The following is a 19,291-nucleotide window of genomic DNA, read 5'->3' on the forward strand; positions in this document are numbered from 1 at the left end:
GCTGCGGACCCTTCGACTCAGGCCTGCCGGCGCCACCACCCAAAACTGAACCCCCGCTCGAAGCTCTGCGGTGGGAAGATCTCAGTGAACCCTGTCGACGCCGACCTCCGGGAGCAGTGAGATGAGACCGCTCAGATACTCGATCAATGTCACGCTCGATGGCTGTTGCCATCATGAAGCAGGGCTCCCGCCGGATGCAGAGTCGATGGCGTATTGGACCGCAGAGATGGAGCGCGTCGATGCCCTGCTGTTCGGCCGCCTGACCTACGAGATGATGGAGTCCGCCTGGCGGAAGCCCTCGGCAGGCACATGGCCCGACTGGATGAGCGAGTCGGACGTGCCGTTCGCGGCCGCCATCGACAAGGCCAAGAAATACGTGTTCTCTAGCAGGCTGGCCGAGGTCGACTGGAACTCCGAGCTGGTGCGCGGTGATCTGGCGCACGCGGTGCAGCAGTTGAAGCAAGTACCCGGTGAAGGGCTATGGGTGGGCGGCGTGATGCTTCCGACAGCGTTGGCGGATCTGGGCGTGATCGACGAATACGAGTTCGTCGTGCACCCCACCGTCGCCGGGCACGGGCCGACGCTGCTGGCCGGTCTGCGCGACCGCATTCAGCTGGAACTCGTGGATCGTCGGGAGTTCCGGTCAGGGGCCACCGTTTTGCGATACCGTCCCGTGCCGGGCGCAGCCTGACGCGCCGCGCGTCGGTGCCCATCTGACACCGCGCGTCGGTACCAACCTGCTGCTGCCCTCGACCGGGCGGTACGGTGAGACTCATGATCTTCGCGCTCGCGCTGACCGTCATCCTGCTGCTCCTCGCCATCTTTCAGCTGGCACTCGCCCTCGGCGCTCCGCTCGGTCGTTTCGCCTGGGGCGGCCAGCATCGCGTGCTGCCCCCGCGGCTTCGCGTCGGGAGCGTGATCGCCATCGTGATCTACGGCGTCATCGACCTCATCGCGTGGGACCGGGTGGGTGCCGTGGACCTCTTTCCCGAGCTGTTCTCCGAGATCGCGATGTGGGTGGTGTTCGCCTACTTCGCGCTCGGCGTGGTGATGAACGCGATCTCGCGGAGCAAGCCGGAGCGCTACACGATGGTTCCGATAACGCTGGCGCTCGCCGTGCTCTCGCTGTTCATCGCCATGGGGATTGGCGAACTGGCCATGCCCGCTTGACGATTCACGCAAGCGGGCATTGTTCGTTCTAGAGTCGCGGCATGCGCATCGTCATCTCGGGGACTCATGCCAGCGGAAAGAGCACCCTCGTATCTGATTTCGCGGATCGTCATCCCGAATACGCGGTGCTGCCGGATCCTTTCGAGTTGGTGGACGTGTTCTGGGATGCCACGAGTGCCGCGTCATTCGTCGCTCAGCTTGGCGTCTCGGCGGCGCGACTGCACCCGGACGAGACCGAGGGAAGCCTGATCGCCGAGCGCGGTCCCCTCGATTTCCTCGCGTATCTCCGGGCGCTGGACGACCTCGACGGCTCGACCGGCTCGCGCGAGCTCATGGAACGTCTGACCGAAGTGACCCGGGAGGCGATGCAGCATGTCGATCTGCTGGTTGTCCTGCCCCTCACCCCGTGCGACGAGATCTTCGTCTCTGACGACGAGAACCTTCCGCTTCGCGAGACGATGAACGATGCTCTGCTCGATTTCATCGCCGATGAGGACGTCATCGGCCACGACCTGAACACCGTCGAGATCGTGGGCACTCGCGCCCAGCGGCTCACCGCGCTCGAGCGAACCGTGGACGTTTTCCGCTCCGCGTGACGCGGCCCACCTGCCCGGTACCGTGAAGGCATGGCCGACGACGCGACGATCATCACCACCAGCCTGCTGACCGGTGTGCTGCTGCTGGCGGCCGGCGGGCTGCTGGTCTGGGTCATCGTCGGCGCCGCCCGCGGGCAGCGCGCCGCGCGCGAAGCTGCAGCCCCATAACCTCACCCGCCCGCAGCCCGCTCCCGCGTGCGAGGATCGAACCATGCACACCGCGGTGATCGTCGACGTCGTCCGTACCCCCGCCGGTCGCGGCAAACCCGGCGGCGCGCTGAGTTCCTGGCATCCGGTCGACCTCGCGGCCACCACCTTGCGGGCCCTGCTTGAGCGAAACGGGCTCGAATCAACGCAGATCGACGATGTGCTGTTCGGCTGCGTCAGCCAGGTGGGCGACCAGTCGATGAACATCGGCCGCCAGGCTGTGCTCGCGGCAGGCTTTGACGAGTCCGTTCCCGCCACCACTATCGACCGCCAATGCGGGTCAAGCCAGCAGGCCGCTCACTTCGCCGCGCAGGGCATCATCTCTGGCGCCTACGACATCGTGATCGCGGGTGGGGTTGAGTCGATGTCGCGCGTGCCACTCGGGTCTGCGTGGGCGGATGCTTCCCCCTCTGTTCTGATGCAAGAGCGCTACCCTGACGGGCTGGTCAATCAGGGTGTGTCGGCCGAGCTGATTGCTGCCAAGTGGGGATTCTCGCGCACTCAGCTCGACGAGTTCTCGGCCGAGTCTCACCGACGCGCCGCTGCCGCGTGGGCCGCAGGAAACTTCGCTTCGCAGGTTCTCGCCGTCGGCGACGTCACCATCGACGAGACCGTCCGCGCCACCACCACGGCAGAAAAACTCGCCGGCCTTCCCGCGGTTTTTCGCAGTGACGCACTCGCCGCGCGCTTTCCCGACATCGACTGGGCGATTACGCCCGGCAATTCGTCGCCGCTGACTGACGCAGCATCCGCTTCGCTGATCATGAGCGAAGCGAAGGCGAAAGAGCTGGGGCTTACCCCACGCGCTCGTTTCCATTCGTTCGCCGTCGTGGGGGATGACCCACTGTTTATGCTTAAGGGGCCAATCCCTGCGACGAAGCGGATTCTTGAGCGCAGCGGTCTCAGCATTGATGACATCGACACCTACGAGGTCAATGAAGCGTTTGCATCGGTGCCGCTCGCATGGTTGCAGGAGCTTCGCGCAGACCCCGCAAGGCTCAATCCCTGGGGCGGCGCGATCGCCCTCGGTCACGCTGTCGGCGCATCGGGCACCAGACTGCTTGGCACGCTCGTCGCGCACCTTGAGGCCACTGGCGGGCGCTTCGGACTGCAGACCATGTGTGAGGGTGGCGGCATGGCCAACGCGACAATCATCGAGCGCCTCTAGCCGCTGCTCACGCAACGCAACTCGCCCCGGGTGACGCGCCGGGTGCCTAAGTGTGACCTGTCGCATCTCGAGCGGGTGAACCGAGGGTGAGATTTCGCCTCTGGGGAATGATGGCAGATTCTTCCGTGCCACCATGCATATGAAGTGGGGCAGTCGTGCGCGTGCAACGACCGCTGCCGATTCATGGTTCGGAATGATCGTCGGAGGGGCGAACGAATGCGCAACGTCTGGCGAATTCTCAAACGCGATGCGAGACGTCTTCTTCACGTGCCGCTCGCGATGGTCATTATCGGTGGGGCGCTCATCACGCCGTCGCTCTACGCGTGGTTCAATATCGCAGCGTTTTGGAATCCGTTCGACAACACGAAGAACCTGAGCGTCGCGGTCGTGAACCTCGATGAAGGGGCATATAAAGAGCTCGCGGGAGAAGTGAACGTCGGCGATCAACTCGTGGCGCAGCTCAAAGACAATGACGATTTGGGCTGGCACTTCCTCTCGGAGGACGAGGGCATGGAGTCGGTGCTCAGCGGTGAAAGCTACGCCATGTTCGTCGTTCCCGAAACGTTCTCAGCGGATCTGCTGAGCATCACGTCTGGCGACTTCACGCAGCCGAAGCTGATCTACTACGTCAACGAGAAAGAGAATGGCGTCGCCCCCGAGATCACCGATACTGCGGCGACCACCCTGCAGACGCAGATTACCGACTCGTTCAATCAACAAGTTGCGCAAGCCGTTGTCACGAGCATTCAGGACGGAAGCGCCACTGTCGAAGCAGACGCGGAGGCAGCGCAGGGCGAGGTTATCGGCGACTTGGAAGAGATCGCTGAGGTCATCGCTCAAACGCGAGCTGACCTCAGCGCGCTTGAAACCGCGCTCGCTGACGCACAGGAGGGTCTACAGCAAAGCGTCGCTGCGTTCGGGGGGATCGAAGCGACCCTCGCCGCTACGAAGACAACACTGGTCGACGTCAACAGCCTCGCAGCCGAGGCGCAGACAGAGCTGCTCCGGCTGGCCGGCGAGGCAACGACAGGGCAAGTGATTGGATCCGCGGAAGTTGGCGAAGCCGTCGCTGGTGCTCTAGAGGCAGTCGGACGTGTAAGCGCGGCGAGTAGTTCGCTCCTGGCTGCGGTTGATGCACAGCAGGTCATTCTCGGACAATCTTCCGTTTTGCTGGAGGGTCTCGACGACCAACTCGAGCAGACATCGGCAGCGCTCAGCAGTCTAGACAGCAGCCTCGCTTCCCTGGAAGCAGACCTGGATGGGGCGATATCGGACCTGCAAACGATAGGCAGCGCAGCGCTGTTCCAAGACCTCGCAGCGCTCACCGGTCTGAACGCTGAACAGATCGCCCAGTTCATGGCCACACCCGTTGAGGTAGACCAGCACACGATCTTCCCGACTGCGTCATACGGCTCGCTGATGGGCGCGCTGTTCATCAACCTGTCGATGTGGATCGGCGCATTCGTGCTCGTCGTTATCTTGAAGCTCGACGTCGACGATGAAGGCATTCCCGACGCGACGGAACGGCAGAAATACCTCGGTCGGTTCTCGCTCTTCGCGTGCATCGTGTTGCTGCAGACGATCACCTTGAGCATCGGCAACCTCATCATCGGGGTTCAGCACGTCAACGTTTTCGCTTTCGTCGTGACGCCGATGCTGATCGGATTGGCCTATCTCAGCGTCATTTACGCGCTCTCGGTCACGTTCGGCTACATCGGCAAGGGACTCGCCATCATCCTTGTGATTCTGCAGATTCCCGGTGCATCCGGCATCTATCCGATCCAACTCATGCCGGAGTTCTTCCAATCGCTGTACCCGTTCTTCCCCTTCACTTATGGCATCGACGCTATGCGGGAGGTGATTAGCGGGTTTGCCGGGTTCGCCTATTGGCGCTACCTCGGCATGTTGGCCGTGTTCGCTGCGCTGTCATTCTTCCTCGGGCTTGTGCTTCGGCCCCACGTTTCGAATGTCACGCGGCTATTCACGAGCGAAGTGCGCGACACAGAGCTGTTCGCGAGCGAGGATGGCGAACCCGCTGGCCGCGGCTATCGCCTGAACCACGTGTTGCGTGCGCTGGCAGACCGCTCTGACTACAACGAGAAGCTGAGGAAACGTACCGAGCCGTTTGCGCGGTCATACCGTGGCTATCGTCGAGCGATCGTCATCGTGGGAATAGTGGGAGTGGTGGCGCTCACCGCACTCGGATTCATCTTCCCCGACGCGAAACTCGAGTTCATCGGCCTCTGGGTCGTGTGGCTCTTCATCGTCTTCATCGCGTTGATCACGTTGGAGTACATCCGATTCAGCCTTCGTCTCTCCACTGAGGTCGGCGAGATGCCCGAAGCGGGATTGCGTGAGCAACTCGCAGAATTGGAGTCGAAGCGATGAAGGGAATCTTGCTGCAGTTTCGCTCCGACGTGCGTCGCGCGACGAGTAGCGTCATGGCGGTTGTGGTGCTGTGCGGACTTATCGCCATCCCCTCGGTGTTCACCTGGTTCAACGTGGTCGGCAGCTGGGAGCCGTTCGACAACACCAAGAACCTCAAAGTTGCCGTGGCAAGTGTCGATGAGGGTTACACCAGTCCGCTGATCCCACTCCACTTGAACGTCGGAAGCCTGGTCGAATCGGCACTTCGCGAGAACGACCAGATGGACTGGATCATCACCACCAAGGAAGATGCGATCGCCGGAACTGAATCTGGGGACTACTACGCCGCGATGGTGCTGCCGGAGGACTTCAGTGAGCGGATGCTCACGTTCTACCGTGACGGCTCGCAACAAACTCACATTGACTTCTACACCAATGACAAGTCGAACCCGCTCGCGCCTCTGATCACCAGCGAAGGTGCCGACGACCTTTCGGCGAAGATCAATTCCGAGTTCACCAAGGAACTGACTGATATCGCGTTGAGTCTCGTCTCTTCAATAGTGAAGAACCTGGACAGCGCCGATTCTCAGGCTGCATTCCTGCGCATTGAGGCTCACCTGAGCGATGTGGCTACGCAACTGCGGGCTGCATCAGGCACCGCGACGATGTTCACCGGAATTCTCGAGGCGAGTGTTCCGCTGGTCGAGGGCGGCGCGAGTCTGCTCGACAAGGTGGAGTCGGAGTTGTCAGCGGCGTCCGGCAACGTGCAGGAGGGTCTCAGCGCCGCTGAGGAAGCGGACGCTGCCATCATTCGTGCCGCAGATGCACTGACTGCAGCTTTCGCCGCCAGCTCGACTCAGCTCGGCAACTTCTCCGCTGAGGTTGATCGCGTGTTCTCGGCCGGGGCAGACGCGGCTGCTGCCAGTGTCGAATCGATCAACGACGTCGTCACCGACCTCGACAGCCTTATCGAGCAGCATGTTGAGTTGCGGGATCGGTTGGTTGACGATGTTGCGCCGAACTTGCCCGAGGAAGATCTCCCTGCTCTGCAGGCAGTCATCGACGGGCTCAATGACGCGATCGAAAACGAGCAGGAACTGCGAGACGCGCTCAGCGCTGCGGCCACCGGCATCACAGCCGGCGACAGTGATCTTCAGGAGTTCCGCGCCGACATCGATTCGCGGATTGTCGCTGCGCAGTCGTCACTCGATAACGCTGGCGCGGTCTACTCAAACGATCTCAAGCCCATTCTTGATGAGCTTGCCGCATCGCTCGATACGCTGAGTGCAGGCCTCGCGGGTATCTCGGGGGACGTGTCTGGCCTAGACGCCACTGCGAACGGTGTCACAGATGTGCTTGAGAGTGCGGCGGCACAGAACACCGAGCTCGCCACCATGCTGGGTGACACCGCCGCGGAACTCGAGCTTGTGGTGGACTCGCTTTCCACCGCGATCGACACGGGTGATTTCGCTGAGGTCAGCAAAGTCATCGGCTCAGACCCAGAGCTGTTGGCCACCGCGCTGTCGGACCCCGTGGGCATTGATCGGCGGCCCCTGTATCCCATCGTGAGCTTCGGGGCTGGCATGGCGCCGCTGTACTCCACGCTTGCTTTGTGGGTCGGTGCGTTGCTGCTCAGCGTGACCTTGCGCGTTGACCCACCGTCGCGGCCGTTCGGCAGCGGGAAGGAACTCAAGCTTCACGAGAGGTTCCTTGGTCGATATGGCCTATTCGCCGTGCTCGGTCTGGCTCAGAGCACCTTGGTGTTCTTGGGGAACATTCTGATCGTGGGGCTTCAACCCGCGCACCCGTTCCTCTTCATTCTGGTCGGTTGGGTTACCTCGACCGTGTTCACGTTTATCATCTATACGCTTGTCGTGTCGTTCAGCGATGCCGGAAAAGCGCTGGCCGTCTTCCTGCTCGTCATCCAGGTCGCTGGCGCGGGTGGCGCATACCCGCTGGTGCTGCTTCCTGATTGGTTCCAGAACGTCAGTCCGTTCTTGCCTGCCACACACGCGATTGATGCCTTCCGCGCCGCGATGGCGGGCATCTACCGCGCTGGCTATTGGATCTCGCTGGGGTGGCTGCTCGCGTTCCTGCTCCCGATGCTGCTGCTCGGGTTGGTGCTGCGCAAGCCTCTCATCGGGGTGAACGAGAAGATGGAAAGCATGCTGCACTCGACGAAACTCATGTAGCGCGGCCGCAGCCCGATCGGGCGCGCTAGTCGCGCTTGCTGCTTGCGTCAAGTCGGTGTGCGAAACCACCCCGACCCACAGAATGGGTTGGGGGGTGATCGCATGGTTCAACCGACGTCGAGTGTGGCGACCTGGTGGCGACAGATGACCGATCGATCGCGACTTCTGCTCGCAGGAAAGACCGCGCTTGCTGCGGCGATCGCTTGGGTGAGCGCGCCTTACGTTCCCTTCGCAGACGCACAGTACGCGTACTACGCGCCTCTGGGCGTGCTGGTGAGCATGTACCCCACGGTGGCGGCCTCAGCGAAGTCGGGCGTTCAGGCATTGCTGGGACTGAGTCTGGGAATTGGGCTGGGTGTTGCGGGGGTGACGCTCGTGCTGTGGGGCGTGCCGGCACTGGTCGCGATGGCGCTCGTGGTTGGGATCGGCGTTGCGCTGGGTGGCGTGCGCGCGCTCGGGGCGGGGCGCGAGTGGGTGGCGGTGGCCGCGCTGTTCGTGATGTTGCTCAGCGGCCGCGACGTAGACGGCTACTCACTGTCGTACCTCGTCACCATGGCCTGGGGTGTGGTTGTGGGGGTAGTGGTCAACCTCGTTGTGATCCCGCCTCTGTATCTCAAACAGGCTGACGAGCAGCTCTCGGCCTTGCGCGATGCCTTGCATGACGCGCTTGTAGGAGTGGCTGATGAGATAGAGCAGCAATCAGTCGACGCTACTGCGCTCGCTGCCTCTGCGGAGCGGTTGAATGAACTCCTGCGCGAGGTCGATTCCGACGTCCGCAGCGCTCAAGAGAGCAGTCGAGCCAACCCCCGAGCCCGAAGACATCGTGGCGAGCAGCGCAGCAATGATCGCCGCCTCAGATCGCTTGAGCGCATGGCCTTTCATGCACAGAATCTCATTGCCGTGCTGGCTCGACTAGCTGAGTCGGGGGTGGTATTCGTCGATGCAGACGCCCGCCGTTACTGTGCAGCGTCAGTTCGGTCCAGCGCCGACCTCGTCGCCGCATTTGACGGCACGACAGCTCCTGATGAGCAGCGTCAGATCGCTGAACAGATGCTGAGCGAATACCTCGACGCACTCGCACGAGAAGAGGGCGGGCACATCACGTATCGCTCCGACAGATGGACGGTGGGGTTGTCGCTGCGACGCATCATTGACGCATCGATGCCGTTCAGCGGTCCTGAACAAACCTGATCTAGAGCGCAAACGCAAAGCGGCCCCGACCCGAAGGTCGAGGCCGCAAAGCGATCATTCAGAGGATGCTACGCAACCGGCCGACGACGAGCCATCAGCGCAATTGCACCAAAGGCCAACATCAGTGCCGCGAACAACGCGATCCCCAACGGCAACTGTGAACCAGTCACGGCGAGAGCACCCGGCGCCACCACCGTGACCGCAACTTCGATGTCGTCGAAGCCGTCGGATTCGATCACCAGCGTGTGTGCGCCAAGTTCGAGGTCAGCGGGAATGCTGACCACAAACGACACGGTGCCGTCGGTGCCGGCGGCAGGAATGCCTTCGATCACGATCGGGTCGCTGTAGAGGGTGGCGCCAATCTGCTGGCCAGCCTCAAGTCCCGAGATGTCCACCGGCAGCGAACCGCCCTGCTCGACGGAGCCCGATCCGATGTCGATCGTTGCCCAGTCGGTGCCGGAGATGTCTCCGTCGCCGTCACCCGGGTCAGTGGGATCGATGGGGTCGGTCGGGTCAACCGGATCGGTCGAACCCGCGGGCACAGCGCGGCCGAGCGGCGCGGGGTCGACAACCTCGAACTCTTCGAAGTACGCGATCGTTGCCTGAAGATCGACCTGGCCGGTGTCGGTGCGGTCGGTGCCCTCGGCGAAGGTGAAGAAGCTGTCGCCACCACCGGCGAGGAACGAGTTGGTCACCACGGTGAACTCGTCATCTGCGGCGATTGCAGCACCGTCGAGCGTCATCGAAACGATGTGCTCACCGGCAGCCGCGTCTTCGACGTACTCGTAGCTGAAGCCCTCAGAGATACCGAGGTGCAGCTTGGGTCGCTCAGCGCCCGGCTGCCACTGCTCTTCGAGGATCTGCTCGAGCTGCGCACCCGTGAGGGTGACGGTGACGAGGGTGTTGGCGAACGGCTGTACGTTGGCGATCTGACGGTAAGTCAGGGTGCCATCTTCACCGTAGAGCAGGTCGTCGCGAAGCCCACCGGGGTTCATGATGCTGATCTCAGCCGGCGTGCCCGCGTAGTCGTCGTTCGACGTTGCCCAGAGGTAGACATCGGCGACGGTGTTGCCGAGGGTTGACTCGACGCCACGGTCACTTCCCGAGGGCGTTCCGCCGCGCAGGATATCTGCGCTGATGGTGCCAGACTCCACATTTCCGAGTACGTCAGCATCGGCCTTCGCCTCAGCGACGATCGCCGCGACGGTCTCGTCAGCGGGGTAGGCGGCCGCGCCACCGACGACGAGGGGAACCAGCTCAGTGTCGATTGAGATGAGCTCCTTGGTGTCGTTGTCGACGGTGAAGTCAAGCTTGCCCAACGTCGTTCCGTACTGGTGAGCTTGGATGACCGGGCGATCGTTGCCCTCGGTGTCGGCAACCTCGCACGTGTAGGTCTGGTGAGTGTGACCCGACACGATTGCGTCGATGTCAGGCGATGCCTCACGAATCAGCTCGCCGTACTTCGAAGCGTCGCTTGCCACAGCCGAGCATTCGCTCGTCGCGGAACCGCTGTGAGTGAGCAGCACGATGACGTCGGCCATGTCGCCTTCGGCCAGTTCGTCGGCCACACGGTTGGCAGCCTCAAGCTGATCGCCGAACTCGATCGTCGCAATTCCTGTCGGGCTCACGATATTCGCGGTGTCTTCGGTCACGGTGCCGATGAAGGCTACGCGCACCCCGTCGATCGTCTCGATTGCGTACTCATCGAGCGCGGCGTCGCCGGTAGCTCGGTCGTACACGTTGGCGCCCAAGCCCTGCGCTGTAGAGCCGAAGCGAGGCAGCACACGATCAGTGATGTCGAGGTAACCCTGGTCGAATTCGTGGTTACCCACCGCTCCCAGATCAAGGCCGGCTGCGACAAGTGCGTCGATGGTCGGGGTGTCTTGTGCCACGTTCGAGGTGAACGTTGACGCGCCGATGTTGTCGCCCGCCGAGACGAACAGCGTGTTCGGGTTCTCTGCCTCGAAGGAGTCCACGGCACCGGCGAGCACAGCAGCACCGGCCTCGCCGCCATAGAGGTTCTGCTCGATGCGGCCGTGGAAGTCGTTGATCGTCAACACCGTGACCTCGGTAGTCGTCGGTGCGAGCATGTCAGTGATCTCAAACAGCGTGGTCGTTCCCGATACCTCGTTGCCGACGGCGAGCAGCGGCGTGCCCGTGGTCGACTCGGCGGCGGGAATGAACGCGATGCCCTCGGGGCCGAGGTCACCAGCGTTTGCCAGATCGCCGCCGTCTTCCACCGACTCCGCGAAGTTGCGGTTGTTGATGTAGGTGACGAAAGTGGATGCTGCCGGGTCGGTGATGTCGTACGCGGCGATGCCACCGACGCGCTCGAAGCCGACGAACGCATAGGTGCGCCCGCTCAGCTCGCCGATCGTGACGCTCTCGGCCTCGGGGCCCTTGTCTTCACTGCGTCCCTCGAGGTTCGACTCGGAGTGGTTCGAATTGAAGAAGTCGGGGGCGGCGGCGTAAGTGACTTCTTCAAACGAGGTGCCGGAGTCCCAGACGAGGTCACCCGAAGTCGTCCAGATCGAGAAGGAACGTGCGCCGAACGCGTAGAGCGAGTCGTAGCATCCTGCATCGGAGTTGAATCCGTTTTCGATCGTGACGCTCAAGCGACCGAGATCTTCGTCTTCGAGGTAGTCGGCGACGGGGGCCGTCTCGCAGACGGGGCCATAGCCGTCGTCCTCGAGATCCTTGACACGGACGGGCTCTTCGTAGTCGCCCCATTCGCGTGCGTCACCCTCATTGGCCGTCACGAGGTAAGTCGTGTCGCCAGCGGTGTACGACGAGATCGCGTCGGGCATGTACATGCCGTACAGGCCCTCATAAGTGTCGATGTTGAAGGTCGGAGCATCGCGCGGGTCGCGATCACTCGCATCGAGGCCTACAACGCTGTGGTCTTTGAAGCCCAGAGCTTCGACCGAGGTGACCGTGGCGGAAGCCAAATCGACCACCGCGATCGCGTTTGCCTCTTGCAAGGTGACGTAGGCGGTGCCACCGACGACCGTTGCATATTCAGGTTCGAGGTTGCGGCTTACGGGGTAGTCATCGCCAACCGTGGGTCCGAAGACGCGAACGTCTGCGTCGAGCGCGCCGTCAGCCTCGAAAGCGTGGAAGTCTGCTGTCTGCACGTCGCTCTGGGCAGGGGCGGTGAGCGTCGCCGGTACGGCAACCACGCTGATGCTTCCCTCAGGGTCGATCGTGAAGTCGTCGTTCGGTTCACCCTCGTTTGCCGAGACGACGTATGCGCCGTCGGGCGAGAAGGTCACCATGTCGGGCAAAGCGCCTACGGTGACGGCGCCGAGCGCTGCGGCTGCGGCATCGGCAGCGTTGGCGTCGAAGAAGAGCAGGTGGCCCGCGTCAGTCTTGGTGGGGGCCTCCATGGCAATGACACCGAGGCCGTCTTCGCGGATAGCGACCGAGTTGGCGACTCCGTCGGAGCTGAGTGAGAAGAGTAGCTCCATCGCCTCGGGGTCGGTGTAGTCGAGCACATCGACCGAGCCAGCCTCAGCGTTTACGACGAACAGCCGGTCGCCGTATGCCTGAACGATCTCAGCGGCTGATTCGTCAAAGATGCCTGTTTCGTAGCTGCCGATCGGAGCGAGCGAGAGCGCTGCGCCGTCAGCTGAGTAGGCGGGTGGAGTGGCAACGATTGCGGCTGAAGCCACGGAAGCGGTGGCGACCGCGAGTGAGCAGGTGAGCGCCGCCACAGCTGTCATCGCGACAGTACGGCGGAATGAATGCAGGGGCATCGTGATCCTCGAGTTTGGTGACGGAGGCGCGCGATTGCGCACCTGAGTAATACCTGTGCGTGGTGACCAGACGGCAAACACCGCGCAACACTCGCGTGTTGCTGTGCGGGTCTGACGCATCCTGGTGAATTGGATCAAGGAGAGGCAAGATCAAGGAATGACGAGCTACGAAACCATTCTCACCGAGACCCGCGGACGCGTCGGGTGGATCACCCTCAACCGCCCTGAAGCTCTCAACGCGCTGAATACGCAGTTGATGCACGACGTCGTTCATGCGGCTACGACCTTCGACATGAACCCCGCTATCGGTGCGATTGTCGTCACCGGGTCTGAGCGCGCGTTCGCAGCCGGCGCCGACATCAAAGAGATGGAATCGAAGTCTGGTCTCACCATGATCATGGAGGATCACTTCGGAGCGTGGGCGAAGTTCGCGGCTGTGCGCACGCCGGTGATTGCGGCGGTGTCGGGCTACGCGCTGGGCGGCGGATGTGAGCTCGCAATGATGTGCGACATCATCATCGCGGCAGACACTGCGAAGTTCGGGCAGCCGGAGATCAACCTCGGGGTCATCCCCGGCATGGGGGGGCACGCAGCGACTTCTTCGTGCGGTGGGCTACGCGAAGGCGGCGGACATCATTCTCACGGGACGAATGATGGATGCTGAAGAGGCAGAGCGTTCGGGTCTGGTGTCACGCGTCGTGGCTGCATCCGACCTTCTCGAAGAGTCAGGGAAGGTCGCCGATACGATCGCGGCCAAGTCTCTGCCCTCGGTGTACGCGGCGAAAGCCGCGCTAGACGCGGCCATGGAGACGAGTCTTGCGGAAGGGCTGCGCTTCGAGCGTCACACGTTCGCGGCGCTGTTTGATACCGCTGATCAGAAGGAAGGAATGGCTGCGTTTCGCGAAAAACGAGCTCCTGATTTCGGAAACGCATAACGGAAGCGGCCCCGAGGGGCAGGTTCATGACCTGAAGTAACAACGCGTTTCGATCGGGAATTGCTGCGCGGTTAGTATCGACAGGACGAACGGAAGCGGAGCGCCATGAAGATTGTCGTCTTGGTCAAAGAAGTCCCGGATACGTATGGTGATCGCAAGCTCAACCTTGAGACCGGCATTGCCGATCGCGAGGCGAGTGAGCGGGTCATCGATGAGATCGGCGAGCGTGCCCTTGAGGTGGCGTTGAGCTATGCCGACGCGAATTCGGGCACTGAAGTTGTGGTTTTGTCGATGACTTCTGAGGCATCGGTTGCGACGGTGCGCAAGAGCCTGGCGATGGGTGCGGGCTCGGCGGTGCAGGTTGTCGATGAGGCGTTGTTGGGTGCCGATTTGGGGCTCACTGCTGAGGTGCTGGCGGCCGCGTTGACGCGGACAGGATTTGATCTGGTGATTGCGGGCAACCAGTCGACGGATGGTTCGGGTGGTGTGTTGCCGGCGATGATCGCTGAGTTGCTCGATGTGCCGAACGCGACGTATTTGAGTTCGGTTCAGATCGCCGAGGGTTCGGTGACGGGTGAGCGTGCCGGCGATGGTGCGACCGCGCAGCTGAGCGCAGACTTTCCCGCAGTGATTTCGATCACAGAGGCGCTTCCTGACGCACGATTCCCGAACTTCAAGGGCATCATGGCGGCGAAGAAGAAGCCGTTTGAGACGTTGTCGCTTGCAGATTTGGATTTTGACGCGAATGATCCCGGGGCCTCACGGTCGATCTTGACCGCTGTCAGTGAGAAGCCGCCGCGTGAAGCTGGCGTGAAGATTGTCGACGAGGGCGATGCGGGCACACAGCTCGCGGAGTTCCTCATTCAGAACCGGCTTGCATAGGTGGATGCCATGACTTTCGCTGAAGATTCAATTCTTGTTTTGCTCGATGTGACGCCCTCGGGGGAACTCGCCAAGTCTGCAGCAGGCCTATTGGGCGCGGCGGCCTCGGTAGGAACTCCGGTCGCGCTGGTCGTGTCGGATGCTGACGGTGTTGCTACTGCGGCGGCTGAGCTCGGTGCCGCCGCGGTTCTTGTTGCCGCGCCGGGCGAGGGGCTGACCGTTCCGGTCGCCGATGCGCTGGCGGCGGCTGCTGACGTGGTGAAGCCTGATGCCGTGTTGGTGTCGCACTCGATTGAGGGTCGCGAGGCAGCCGGCCGCTTTGCGGCGCGCACACGTTCGGGTATCGCGGTTGACGCGGTCGGCGTCTCACGTGATGAGATCGGTGTGGTTGCACATCACTCCGTGTATGGCGGTGCGTACAACGTTGAGTCGGCTGTCACGTGGGGCGCTCCCGTGATCACGATTCGTCAGGGAGCTGTCGATGCTCGCGCAGCGGCGGTTTCTGACGCGGATGTGCAGAAGCTTGAGGTGGCTGCTTCGGGCCGACGGGTTGCGTCGGTGAGTAACGTTGAAGAAGCCGTGGTGTCGTCGACTCGTCCCGAGTTGCGTGGTGCGGTCAAGGTTGTGTCTGGTGGACGTGGTCTCGGTTCGGGTGACAAGTTCGAACTCGTCGAGCAACTCGCTGACGCACTCGGCGCTGCTGTCGGCGCTTCGCGCGCTGCGGTCGATGCCGGCTACGTGCCCTACGCCGCGCAGGTTGGTCAGACCGGTGTTTCGGTCTCGCCGCAGCTGTACGTGGCGCTCGGGATCTCTGGAGCAATTCAGCACAAGGCCGGTATGCAGACGGCGAAGACGATTGTTGCGATCAACAAGGATGGCGACGCACCGATCTTCGAGATCGCTGACTTCGGCGTGGTGGGCGATCTGTTCACTGTCGTGCCGCAGCTGATCGACGCGCTCAACGCGAAGAAGGCGTAGCGGCGCATGGCGACGTACGGTCAAGAGTTGCGGCGAGGACTGCCGCGCGTGGCGGGCGGCGAACCATGGCCTGCCGCGGCTGACGCGCCCGCGGCAGCCGAGGTCGCCGAGCACGTGGCGCCGAAGGCCGCAGCTGACGCACCCGCAGCTCCCGTGGCGAGCGTGGCACACGAAGCCCCTTCGCTTCCCGCGACGTCGCCCGATGTGCCCGCGGCCACATCGGCTGTTGCGGGGGTTGGCACAGCAGCAACGACTGCGAGCGTCAGCGTCCGTCGTGGCCTGCCCCGCACGCCGGGCGGCGAACCTTGGCCTCCCGCTTCCCTTGTGTCCACGGCGCCCGGCACTTCGTCAGAGTCGGCAGTGCCCAGTTCACCTGCGGATGCCGCCGTGGTCGATCCTCCGCCTGCTGCCACTGAGGCGCCCGTTTCCGCACAGCCGTCCGCACCCGTTGCCGCTACCGTTCCCGCATCAACGGCCGGCGCCGCGATTCGCCGAGGCTTGCCGCGTGTTGCTGGAGGCGAGCCCTGGCCACCCGCAGGCTTTGCGCCCTCCGCGCCCGCGCCTGCGGCTGAAGTCGCCGACGCAGCTGCTGCGCCGCGTGACGATGAGGTTATCGCTGCATCCGGCCCCCAGACGGGCGACGCAGAAGTCCCTGTTGCCACGCAACCGCGCACCGCAACGGGGTATGACCTCGCTGCTCCTCTCCCTTTCACGCGCACAGTGTGGGAAGGGCGCTACGCCCGCACGCGCTCCGCGTCGAAGCCCGAGGCGGAGCGCTTCGGACCTTTCACCAAGATGCAGTGGGCCGGTTCGGTCATCGTCGGCGGCTTCGCGCTGCTGTTCGCCGCAGCGATGGCCGTATTCGCCGTCCGATGGCTGCTGAGCCTTGAGGGCATGCAGAGCTTCATGGCGGCCTACCCCGGTGAGTACCACCTGCCCGAAGGGGCACCGGTCGGCTTCCCTGCGTGGCTTGGCTGGCAGCACTTCTTCAACGTGTTCTTGATGGTGCTGATCATTCGATCGGGTCTTACCGTTCGCACCGAGAAACGCCCGAGCGCGTTTTGGACGCCGAGAAACAACGCCAAGGGCAAGATCTCTCTCACACTTTGGTTCCATCAGTCGCTCGATATTCTGTGGCTCGTCAACGGCGCGATTTTCATCGTGCTGCTGTTCGTCTCTGGGCAGTGGATGCGCGTCATTCCCACCAGCTGGGAAGTGTTCCCCAACGCTCTGTCTGCGGCACTGCAGTACGTGTCACTGGACTGGCCGACGGAGAACGGCTGGGTCAACTACAACAGCCTGCAGCAGATTGCCTATTTTGCAACGATTTTCATCGCAGCTCCACTGGCAGCAATCTCGGGCGCGCGGATGTCGAAGCTATGGCCCGCAGACGCGAAAAGCCTCAACAAGGCGTACCCGATCGAGTGGGCGCGCGCCGTGCACTTCCCGGTAATGCTCTACTTCGTCGCGTTCATCTTCGTGCACGTCGCCCTTGTGCTCTCAACAGGGGCACTACGCAACCTGAACCACATGTACGCCGCGCAGGGTTCGGTCGATCCGAACGCATACGCAGACAACTGGCTCGGCTTCTGGCTCTTCGTCGCATCGCTCGTCGTCATTGCGGCAGCATGGGTCGCGGCACGCCCACTGGCGCTCGCGCCGATCGCACGCGTGTTCGGCAAGGTCAGCGGTCGCTAGAGGCGCGCTGTCATCGAGCACCGCTGAGGACGCGAGGTGCTGTTCGAGGCGACTGGCGGGCGCTAGTTGTTGCGCTCTGCCACAGCCGCGGCATAGCCGTCGGCGTATGCTTCGTCCGCACCTCTGCGAAACATATCCAACTCGGCGGGACGCACGATTGATCGGGCCCCGGGCAGATCGAGTTCGCCGACCAGGTCGCTTCGCCCACGAACGATGGCGACGGGGAGTGCTGACGTCTTGCCTTTGACGAGTTCCGCCGCCGCGGCGATCTCGTCGGCGACGCAAGGCTTCGTGACCATGAGAGGGCGTCCTTCGGCATCCGTGTGACCGCGAAGGTCTTCAAACACGTGCACTCCGGCCGCTCCGATCGCGTGATCGGTCTGCCCGTCGCGCCAGGCTCGCCCGAGCGTGTCGGTGATCAACACTCCGACCGTGACACCAAACCGCTCGCGCAACTGCTGGGCGATCGCTCGCGCTGACGCATCGGGGTCGACCGGCAGCAGCAGGATTGTGCCCTCGGGGGTGTTGGACGCGTCTACTCCTGCGGCGGCTGACACGATACCAAGCTTGTTCTCAACGATGCGCGTGGTGCCAGCCGGTCCGGTGCGCCAGGCAACGAGCCTGACCGTCTCTGCCGTGATGGCATCTTCGCGATCGGCGGCAACAACAAAGCGGCCCTCGGCCTTCGAGACGATCTTGGAAGTGATCACGATGATGTCACCGGTTTCGAGCGATTCACCGTCGGGAATCGAACCAGAGCCGGTGACGTCCCCCGACCCGGCTACTGCGCCAATGGCGTCACCGATCATCGCAGCGAGATCGTCACCGGGCTCAACTTCGGGCAGGCCAGCGAGCGCCCAAACCTGCAGCATCTACGAATCAGCGAACGAAGCGAACTTCGGTCAGCGTCTCTCCGAGGAACGGTTCGGTGTGGCTCGCGCCATCAAGCGTGAAGCCGTTGCGGGTATAGAAGGTATGGGCACGCGGGTTGTCTTCAGCGACCCACAGATACATTTCTTCGTCCCCCTCGGCAACAGCATCAAAGAGTTTCTTGCCGGTGCCCGTGCCGTGGTACTCGTCTAGCAGGTAGATGAAGTAAAGCTCTCGGAATCGAGGAGCATCCTTGTCGCGTGCGGGACCGGAGCCCGCGAAGCCCACAATCTCGCCGTCAGCAAGGGCGGCAACCATTTTGAAATCAGGGCCCTGAACCGCCCAGTGTGTCCAGAGTTCTGCGAGGCGCTTCGGCGATACGGCCTCAAGCGCTGCCTTACTGATGAGGTGGTCGTAGGTCTCGTGCCAGCACGTTGCGTGCACCCGTCCGAGTGCTTCAGCGTCGACGTCCCGCACAGGACGGACGACGATGTCGGTCTGCGTTTCAGCTTCCATGGCCAGACTCTACGCCGGGGCGGGCAAGACGAGAAATCGAGTGGATACCGCGTGAATATCGTGTAAAAGAGTCGGCCTTACGGCGACGGTTGCACCGACAGGGAGTGCCGCCGTTTGCCGTCGACACTGTCGAAACCCCACAACCGAATCGCGAATTCGGGCAAGCATCACTACGATCGCTCCTCGTGAATGTGATGTGGCGAACAATGCTGACCATCCTGCGAGCGAAGACGTTGCTGCGTCGTCGTGGTCCGCTGGATCCCACCACCGTGGGACGCGTCAGCTTGCGTGTCATGCCCACCGACATCGACCTGCTGCGGCATATGAACAACGGCCGCTATGCGTCGCTCTTCGACCTCGGTCGCTTCGACCTGCTCATTCGCACCGGCGTGTGGGACGTCGTGAACTCGCACAACTGGTACGCGGTGGTCGCCAGCGAGACCATCACGTTCCGCAAGTCCCTCCAACTGTGGCAGCGCTTCACCGTCGAGACGCGACTGCTTGCCCATGATGAGAAGTCCGTCTACATGGTGCACCGCGCGGTGGTGAAGGGTGAAATCTACGCAGAGATGATCGTGCGCGCACGATTCTTGCGTCGCTCGGGCGGCCTCGTGCCCCACGAGGAGTTGTTCGATGCGTTGCACCGGCCCGACACTCTGCCGCCACTTGAGCCGTGGATGATCGAGTGGGCCAAGGCCTCGGCGCTCCCGTCGACGCGCGCCGCGGCACCGAGCGTTTGGAACTGACGAAACGCTCGCTGTGATGA

15 protein-coding genes and 1 pseudogene are annotated in these 19,291 nt (G+C 62.8%); 13 read left to right on the forward strand and 3 right to left on the reverse strand.

Annotated elements, in window-relative coordinates:
• Positions 1-121: 121 nt before the first annotated feature.
• From AB0O81_RS09740 to AB0O81_RS09775, 8 genes are all read left to right on the forward strand, one after another.
• On the forward strand, positions 122-691 hold the full coding sequence (locus AB0O81_RS09740) for a dihydrofolate reductase family protein (RefSeq protein ID WP_363583687.1): 570 nt from the start codon (positions 122-124) through the stop codon (positions 689-691).
• An 83-nt stretch (positions 692-774) separates the two neighbouring features.
• The gene (locus tag AB0O81_RS09745) at positions 775-1,170 is read left to right on the forward strand and encodes a hypothetical protein (protein WP_363583689.1); all 396 of its coding nucleotides are present in this window, start codon (positions 775-777) and stop codon (positions 1,168-1,170) included.
• A 41-nt stretch (positions 1,171-1,211) separates the two neighbouring features.
• On the forward strand, positions 1,212-1,766 hold the full coding sequence (locus AB0O81_RS09750; RefSeq protein ID WP_363583691.1) for an AAA family ATPase: 555 nt from the start codon (positions 1,212-1,214) through the stop codon (positions 1,764-1,766).
• Between the two features lie 30 nt (positions 1,767-1,796).
• Positions 1,797-1,934 (forward strand): hypothetical protein, encoded by a 138-nt coding sequence (locus AB0O81_RS09755; protein WP_363583693.1) that lies wholly within the window; start codon positions 1,797-1,799, stop codon positions 1,932-1,934.
• 43 nt (positions 1,935-1,977) lie between these two features.
• Positions 1,978-3,141, forward strand: coding sequence for an acetyl-CoA C-acyltransferase (locus AB0O81_RS09760; protein ID WP_363583695.1), 1,164 nt, complete (start codon positions 1,978-1,980; stop codon positions 3,139-3,141).
• A gap of 216 nt (positions 3,142-3,357) precedes the next feature.
• Complete coding sequence (locus AB0O81_RS09765) at positions 3,358-5,529, forward strand: YhgE/Pip domain-containing protein (RefSeq protein WP_363583697.1); 2,172 nt, start codon at positions 3,358-3,360, stop codon at positions 5,527-5,529.
• Positions 5,526-7,700, forward strand: coding sequence for a YhgE/Pip domain-containing protein (locus AB0O81_RS09770; RefSeq protein WP_363583699.1), 2,175 nt, complete (start codon positions 5,526-5,528; stop codon positions 7,698-7,700). The genes AB0O81_RS09765 and AB0O81_RS09770 overlap by 4 nt, the downstream gene beginning before the upstream one ends.
• A 102-nt stretch (positions 7,701-7,802) precedes the next feature.
• Positions 7,803-8,891, forward strand: coding sequence for an FUSC family protein (locus tag AB0O81_RS09775; protein ID WP_363583701.1), 1,089 nt, complete (start codon positions 7,803-7,805; stop codon positions 8,889-8,891).
• A gap of 68 nt (positions 8,892-8,959) precedes the next feature.
• Here the strand turns inward: AB0O81_RS09775 and AB0O81_RS09780 are convergent, their stop codons facing one another.
• On the reverse strand, positions 8,960-12,646 hold the full coding sequence (locus tag AB0O81_RS09780; protein ID WP_363583703.1) for a choice-of-anchor I family protein: 3,687 nt from the start codon (positions 12,644-12,646) through the stop codon (positions 8,960-8,962).
• 157 nt (positions 12,647-12,803) lie between these two features.
• On the opposite strand from AB0O81_RS09780, the pseudogene AB0O81_RS09785 reads away from it, so the two are divergent.
• From AB0O81_RS09785 to AB0O81_RS09800, 4 genes and pseudogenes are all read left to right on the forward strand, one after another.
• A pseudogene (locus AB0O81_RS09785) lies at positions 12,804-13,581 on the forward strand (enoyl-CoA hydratase).
• A gap of 105 nt (positions 13,582-13,686) precedes the next feature.
• Positions 13,687-14,463, forward strand: coding sequence for an electron transfer flavoprotein subunit beta/FixA family protein (locus AB0O81_RS09790; protein WP_363583705.1), 777 nt, complete (start codon positions 13,687-13,689; stop codon positions 14,461-14,463).
• A 9-nt stretch (positions 14,464-14,472) separates the two neighbouring features.
• Positions 14,473-15,441, forward strand: a complete 969-nt coding sequence (locus tag AB0O81_RS09795) for an electron transfer flavoprotein subunit alpha/FixB family protein (protein WP_363583707.1) — start codon at positions 14,473-14,475, stop codon at positions 15,439-15,441.
• A 6-nt stretch (positions 15,442-15,447) separates the two neighbouring features.
• A complete protein-coding gene (locus tag AB0O81_RS09800) occupies positions 15,448-17,139 on the forward strand; it encodes a cytochrome b/b6 domain-containing protein (RefSeq protein ID WP_363583709.1) in 1,692 nt (563 codons plus the stop codon).
• A gap of 62 nt (positions 17,140-17,201) precedes the next feature.
• On the opposite strand, the gene cofE is transcribed toward AB0O81_RS09800, so the two are convergent.
• Together cofE and AB0O81_RS09810 are read right to left on the reverse strand one after the other, a co-directional pair.
• On the reverse strand, positions 17,202-18,011 hold the full coding sequence (gene cofE, locus AB0O81_RS09805) for a coenzyme F420-0:L-glutamate ligase (RefSeq protein ID WP_363583711.1): 810 nt from the start codon (positions 18,009-18,011) through the stop codon (positions 17,202-17,204).
• A 7-nt stretch (positions 18,012-18,018) separates the two neighbouring features.
• Positions 18,019-18,525, reverse strand: coding sequence for a GNAT family N-acetyltransferase (locus AB0O81_RS09810; RefSeq protein ID WP_363583713.1), 507 nt, complete (start codon positions 18,523-18,525; stop codon positions 18,019-18,021).
• Positions 18,526-18,710: 185 nt separating this feature from the next.
• Between AB0O81_RS09810 and AB0O81_RS09815 the strand changes: the two genes are divergently transcribed.
• Entirely contained in the window at positions 18,711-19,271 is a 561-nt protein-coding gene (locus AB0O81_RS09815; protein ID WP_363583715.1) for an acyl-CoA thioesterase, read from the forward strand.
• Positions 19,272-19,291: the final 20 nt, after the last annotated feature.

This window comes from Microbacterium sp. NPDC076911, assembly GCF_040687125.1.
In the GTDB taxonomy this organism is placed as follows: domain Bacteria; phylum Actinomycetota; class Actinomycetes; order Actinomycetales; family Microbacteriaceae; genus Microbacterium.